The 5,817-nt window shown below is 71.4% G+C and carries 5 protein-coding genes and 1 pseudogene; 4 read left to right on the forward strand and 2 right to left on the reverse strand.

Features of this window, described 5'->3' with window-relative positions; all coding sequences use genetic code 11:
- Positions 1–954: alpha amylase C-terminal domain-containing protein (locus ACXJMZ_RS36845; protein WP_457034355.1), on the forward strand; the 954-nt coding region annotated here is incomplete at its 5' end.
- A 21-nt stretch (positions 955–975) separates the two neighbouring features.
- Positions 976–2,343 (forward strand): phosphomannomutase/phosphoglucomutase, encoded by a 1,368-nt coding sequence (gene manB / locus ACXJMZ_RS36850; protein ID WP_457034356.1) that lies wholly within the window; start codon positions 976–978, stop codon positions 2,341–2,343.
- Positions 2,344–3,552: 1,209 nt separating this feature from the next.
- Here manB and ACXJMZ_RS36855 read toward each other — a convergent pair.
- A pseudogene (locus ACXJMZ_RS36855) lies at positions 3,553–3,696 on the reverse strand (helix-turn-helix domain-containing protein); the annotation flags it as partial.
- A 172-nt stretch (positions 3,697–3,868) separates the two neighbouring features.
- On the opposite strand from ACXJMZ_RS36855, the gene ACXJMZ_RS36860 reads away from it, so the two are divergent.
- Positions 3,869–4,033 carry a hypothetical protein gene (locus tag ACXJMZ_RS36860; protein WP_457034357.1) on the forward strand — a complete coding sequence of 55 codons (165 nt, stop codon included), beginning with the start codon at positions 3,869–3,871 and terminating at the stop codon, positions 4,031–4,033.
- A 28-nt stretch (positions 4,034–4,061) separates the two neighbouring features.
- The gene (gene glgA / locus ACXJMZ_RS36865) at positions 4,062–5,252 is read left to right on the forward strand and encodes a glycogen synthase (RefSeq protein WP_457034358.1); all 1,191 of its coding nucleotides are present in this window, start codon (positions 4,062–4,064) and stop codon (positions 5,250–5,252) included.
- 94 nt (positions 5,253–5,346) lie between these two features.
- Here the strand turns inward: glgA and ACXJMZ_RS36870 are convergent.
- A partial coding sequence (locus ACXJMZ_RS36870) for a cation:proton antiporter domain-containing protein (protein ID WP_457034359.1) occupies positions 5,347–5,817 on the reverse strand: 471 nt, incomplete at its 5' end.

Below are 5,817 nucleotides of genomic sequence, written 5' to 3' on the forward strand. Positions count from 1 at the left end.
GACTGGACCCCGAACCAGTTCGGTGGCCGGGAGAACCTGGACGCCGCCGCCTTCCTGCAGGAGATGAACGCCACCGTCTACCGGCGCTGCCCCGGCGTGGTCACCATCGCCGAGGAGTCCACCGCCTGGGCGGGCGTCACCCGGCCGACGGACGCCGACGGTCTGGGCTTCGGCCTGAAGTGGAACATGGGCTGGATGCACGACTCGCTCCAGTACCTCGGCCGGGAGGCGGTCCACCGCAGGTACCACCACGACGAGCTCACCTTCTCGATGACGTACGCGTACTCGGAGAACTACGCGCTGCCCATCTCGCACGACGAAGTGGTGCACGGCAAGGGTTCGCTGGTCGCCAAGATGCCGGGGGACTGGTGGCAGCAGCGGGCCACCGTGCGGGCCTACCTGGGCTTCATGTGGGCCCACCCGGGCAAGCAACTCCTGTTCATGGGACAGGAGTTCGCCCAGGGCGTGGAGTGGGACCACGACGCCGGACTGCAGTGGTGGCTGCTCGGTGACGACTGGCCCGCCGCCGCCGACCACCGCGGCGTGCAGCACCTCGTCCGTGATCTGAACCGCACCTACCGGGAGTCCCCCGAACTCTGGCGGCTGGACACCGATCCGGCCGGGTTCGAGTGGGTGGACGTCACCGCGGCCGAGGAGAACGTCTTCTCCTTCGTCCGCCGGGACGGTGACGGCCGGCAGCTGGTCAGCATCAGCAACTTCTCACCCGTTCCCAGGACGGCCTACCGGGTCGGGCTGCCGCAGGGCGGTGACTGGCGCACGGTCCTGGACACCGACGCGGCCGCGTACGGCGGTTCCGGCGCGGCCGGGGAACTCCCCGTGGTCAGCGCCGAGACCGTCCCGTGGAAGGGCTGGGACAGCAGCGCCGAACTTGTCCTGCCGCCGCTCGCAACCGTCTGGTTGGTCCCGCAGGACCGAACCCCGTCGCAGGACTGAGCCCGAAGGAGCGAGGAACCCATGACACCCGACTCGGCCGCCCACATCGTCAGGGCCCGCGACATCAGGGGCCTGGTGCCCGATCAGCTGGACGAGCGTTCGGCCCACCGGATCGGCGCGGCCTTCGCCGAGCTCACCGGGGCGCCGGAGATCGCCGTCGCGCAGGACATGCGCGACACCTCTCCGGCGCTGGCCTCCGCCTTCATGCGGGGTGTCCTGGAACAGGGTGTCGACGTGGTCGATGCCGGGTTGGGGTCGACCGACTACCTCCACTTCGTCTCCGGCCTGCTCGGTGTTCCCGGCGCGATGATCACTGCTGGGCACCACCCGGCCGACCACAACGGGATCAAGCTGTGCCGGGCCGGTGCCGTCCCGGTCGGCGAGGGCACCGGGCTGGAGCGGATCCGGGCCGCTCTGGTCGAGGGCGGTCCGGACCGGGTGCCGGTGCCCGGCCGCCGGCGCGCGGTCGAGCTGCTGTACGACTACGCGGCCCACCTGCACTCGCTGGTCGACCTGTCGGGGCTCCGCCCGCTCAAGGTGGTGGTGGACGCGGGCAACGGCATGGCCGGGCTCACCGTGCCGTTGGTGCTGAACCGACCTGGTCTGCGGATCGTCCCGATGTACTTCGACCTGGACGGCACCTTCCCCCACCACGACGCCGATCCGACGAAGCCCGCGAACACCGCCGAGCTCAGGAAGCGGGTGGTGGCCGAGGGCGCCGACCTGGGACTGGCCTTCGACGGGGACGCCGACCGGTGCTTCGTGGTGGACGAACGGGGTGCGGCGGTCCCGGCGTCCTCGCTGATCGCCGTGGTGGCCGAACGTCTGCTGGCGGCGGAACCGGGGGCCACCGTCGTGCACGACCTGGTCACCTCGCGGTCGGTGCCGGAGGCGATCGAGGCGGCCGGCGGCCGGGCGGTGCGTTCCCGGGTGGGCCACTCCGCCGTCACGGCGCTGATGGCCGAGCACAACGCGGTCTTCGGCGGCGAGCATTCCGGGCACTACTACTTCCGGGACTTCTGGTCCGCCGCCACCGGCCTGCCGGTGGCGATGCACCTGCTGGCCGCGCTCTCCGCGACCGGTCAGCCGCTGTCGAAGCTGGTGGCGGAGCACAGCCGTCGGGTGAGCTCGGGCGAGGTCGGCCTGGAGGTCGCCGACCCGGCCGAGGCGGTGATCGCGGTCGCGCGTACCCTGGGCGACTCCGGCGCCAGGGTGGACCGGCTGGACGGTCTGACGGCGGAGTTCCCGGGCGGCTCCTGGTTCAACCTCCGGGCCTCCGGCACCGAGCCGGTGCTGTGGCTGAACGCGGAGGCGGCCGACGAGAAGACGCTGCGGTCGCTGACGGACCACGTGGTGCGGGCGGTCCGGGGGGCCGACCAGGACGGCTGAGCCGGCCGAACTGCGCCGGGCCCACTCCGAGGTCGGAGTGGGCAGAGCCAGCAGGCCGACCTCGGCGAGGGCGTTCTCGTAGGCACCCATCGCCTTCTGAGCGTTGCCCATCTCCTTCCAGAGGTCCCCGACGTGCCGCCACACCGTCGCGTGGTCCCGGCTGACCGGGACCTGGCTCAGCTGCCGCTCCACGGCCCGCAGGGTGGCCTCGGCGTCCCCCTGCTCCCCGTTCATGTACTGCGCGTGCGCGAGGATCACCCGGGCCTCGGCGGCCTCCCAGTGGGCGTCGTTGCGCAGCAGGCCCAGGGCGCGGCTGGCGTGCGCCAGCGCGTCCGCAGGCCGCCCGAGGCGTACCGCGAGCCGGGCGAGGCTGACCTCGTTCCGCGCCTGTTCCATCGCGCTGCCGACGTCCAGCAGAGCCTCCTGCGACTCCTCCAGCAGCTCCTTGGTCCGGTCCAGGTCGGCGTCGGGCATGCTGAGCAGGAGGTAGCCGTACGAGCCCTTCAGCAGGGCCTGGTGGCGCACGTTGTCGCTCTCGGCCATCATCGCCAGCGCGCGTTCGGTGAGGGTGAGGGCCTCCCTGATCCGGCCCTGGGAGGTCGCGACCACGGCCGCGTTCCAGTAGACCGATCCCCGGGCGATCCGCGAACCGGTCTGTTCGGCGGCCGGGATGAGCCGGCTGGCGATCAGTTTGGCCTGGGTGAGGTCGCCCCGGCTCCGGTAACAGCTGATCAGGGTGGCGCCGAGCTGGATGTGGTCGTCGGTAACGCTCAGGCCGAGCCCGTCCAGCGTCCGCATGGCGCGTTCGCCGATCTCCACGCTCAGCATCTGGTCGCCGGAGTCCCGGTAGCAGCGGCACAGCGCCACTGCCAGTTGGGTCCACTCCGCCGAGCCCGGCACCACGTCGGAGCTCTCGAACAGGGACGTCAGTAGTTGGATGGCGGCTTCGAGCTGGCCCAGCTTCTCGAAGGCCATGGCCTGGCCGAGCCGGGCCCGGTGGATCATCTCCTCGCTGAGGAACGGCGCGGCGGCGAGCGCCTCGCTGTACGACTGCAGCGCCTCGCCGTTGGCACCGTTCCGCATCGCCATGTCACCGAAGGCGATCTTGAGTTCCAGCTCGTGGACCCGCGCGTCGTCACGCCCTGTGCGCAGGTACTCGACGGAGCAGCCCACCCGTTCGGCCAGTGCCTTCAGCACGGCATCGGAGGGCGCCCTCTTCCCGGTCTCGATCAGGGACACGTAGCTGACCGAGATGTCGGCGGAGGCAAGGTCCTGTTGGTTCAGCCCCTTCTTCTGGCGCAGCTCACGGAGTCTCTGCCCGATCCCACCAGTACTGCTCTGCGGTTGCTCCATGTCTCTCCGGTCAACGGTTCCGTTTGACTACCTGTTTTACAGGAAGTGCCCCGGTTGGCCAAGGTGTCGTCGCGTGAGTCTTACGACATCCCCACTTGACGATTGACAGAGTCAGTCAATTTCGATTGACTCTCACTGTCAACCACCCCCGCCTCCTGGAGAAGACATCACCATGCCCAAGTCCCTGGTCCTCCTCTTCGCCGGTGCAGTCCTGGCTCTGAGCGCCATGTTGGTCACCTCGTTCTCCGTCTCGGCGGCCTCGGGGGGCAACGGCGTCGAGAACGTCGTCGTCTCTCCGTCGCCGACCGTCACCCCGGGTCCGCCCGAGTGCTGCTGAGCCCCCCTAACCGCTGGAGAGGAATCAGATGCGCGTCGACCTTGTGACCAGGGAGTACCCGCCGGACGTCTACGGCGGGGCCGGCGTCCACGCGGCCGAGTTGACCCGGGCCCTGCGCCGACTGATCGATGTCCGGGTGCGTTGCTTCGGCGAGCAGCGCACGGAGGCCGGTACGAAGGCGTACCCGCTCCCGCCGGACCTGGCCGAGGGCAACGCCGCCCTGGGGTTCCTCGGCGCCGGGCTGCGGATCGCGGACGACTGCGCCGGCACCGACCTGGTGCACAGTCACACCTGGTACGCCAACACCGCCGGGCACGTGGCCGGACGGCTGCACGGCGTCCCGCACGTGATGACCATGCACAGCCTGGAGCCGCTCCGCCCCTGGAAGGCGGAGCAGCTCGGCGGCGGGTACGCCCTCTCCAGCTGGATGGAGCGGTCCGCCGCCTCGGCCGCCGACGCGCTGATCGCGGTGTCGGGTGCGATGCGCGACGACATCCTCGAGGTCTACCCCGAGATCCCGCCGGAGCGGGTGCACGTGATCCACAACGGCATCGACACCGGGGCCTACCGGCCCGACCACGGCACGGCGGCGCTCGAGCGCTTCGGCATCGACCCGAACCGCCCGATCGTCCTCTTCGTCGGCCGGGTGACCCGTCAGAAGGGGCTGTCGCACCTGCTCCGGGCGGCCTTCGACCTCCGCCCCGAGGCGCAGCTGGTGCTCTGCTGCGGCCGGCCGGACACCCCGGAGATCGCCGCCGAGGTGGCCGGTCTGGTGGAGGAGCTGAGCCGGAGCCGCAGCGGCGTGTTCCGGATCGACGGGATGCTGGACGCGGTGAGTGTGCGTCAGCTGCTCACCCGGGCCACGGTGTTCGTCTGCCCGTCGCTGTACGAGCCGATGGGCATCGTGAACCTGGAGGCGATGGCCTGCGGCACCGCCGTGGTGGCGACCGAGGTCGGCGGTATCCCCGAGGTCGTGGAGCACGGGCGGACCGGTCTTCTGGTCGGTTACGAGCAGCGCCCCGACGGCACCGGCGAGCCGGTGGACCCGGAGCAGCTGGCCATCGAGCTCGCGCTCGCGGTCAACATGCTGCTCGACGATCCGGAGCTGGCGGCGAAGTACGGCCGGGCCGGCCGGGAGCTGGCCGAGCAGGAGTTCTCCTGGGACCAGGCGGCGCGACGCACGGTCGACGTCTACCGGTCGCTGGCCCGGACCCCCTGAGACCCCCGTGGGTGGCCCGGCGGCGCCGGCCGCGGGCCACCCCCCGTAGCGCCTGCGGCCATCACCCCCGTAGCGCCACCGGCCACCCACGGGATCACCGCACCGCCACCGGCTGCCGACGCCCACTCCGCTCGGACCGGTCGAGCAGGGCCAGGGCGGGGCCGGCCAGCAGCGTGCTGAGCAGCGCCGCCGACAGCAGGCACTCGAACAGCTCGTGCCCGATGATCCCCGCCTGGTGTCCGGCAGCGAGCACCACGATCTCGGTCAGCCCCTTGGTGTTCATCAGGACGCCCAGCCGCAGGCAGTCGTGCCGTCCGAAGCCGTACCACCGACCGGCCAGGGCGCACACCAGCAGCTTCGACGTCGTCATCACGGCCAGTACGACCAGCAGCCGGCCGAGGAAGCCCGGCGCGGTGACGCTCGCGCCCAGGTCCACCTGCTGGCCGGTGCCGAGGAAGAAGCAGGGCAGCAGGGCCGCGGCCACCACGGCGAGCCCGGCGCCGCCCTGGGCCGCCGACGGCCGGCCCGGCTGCGGTCCGGCCGCGGGCAGCAGCAGGCCCAGCAC

The organism is Kitasatospora sp. P5_F3 (assembly GCF_054049135.1).